Origin of the sequence: Pseudoalteromonas sp. SIMBA_162 (assembly GCF_046535955.1) — a bacterium.
GTDB lineage: Bacteria > Pseudomonadota > Gammaproteobacteria > Enterobacterales > Alteromonadaceae > Pseudoalteromonas > Pseudoalteromonas marina.
Genome location: NZ_JAWJBQ010000212.1, coordinates 1 through 301 on the forward strand (window position 1 = coordinate 1; position 301 = coordinate 301).

At 52.8% G+C, this 301-nt stretch carries 1 pseudogene; it reads right to left on the reverse strand.

Features of this window, described 5'->3' with window-relative positions:
* A pseudogene (locus tag R0J88_RS19415) lies at nucleotides 1–174 on the reverse strand (NADP-dependent isocitrate dehydrogenase); the annotation flags it as partial.
* Nucleotides 175–301: the final 127 nt, after the last annotated feature.

Sequence of the window (301 nt, forward strand, 5' to 3'; positions counted from 1 at the left end):
GGCCTTGTCGACAGCAGCGTCGATGGCAATCTTCATGGCCGGAGTCACGTCCACACCGATACCATCGCCTTCGATGAACGGGATGATCGGATTATTCGGAACGTTGAGGGTATTGTCGGAATTTGCGGTGATCTTGGCACCGCCTTCCGGGACGACAATCTTCTGGAACCCCATTGATAACTCCCCTGTCATGGATTCAGTGGAGGCGCGAGTATAGCACCCGTGCCGCTTCTCACAGTAGGCTTATACGGCAGCCGCGACAAAAGTCTAAATCATGTCTCTCATATATCTGCTTCACAAG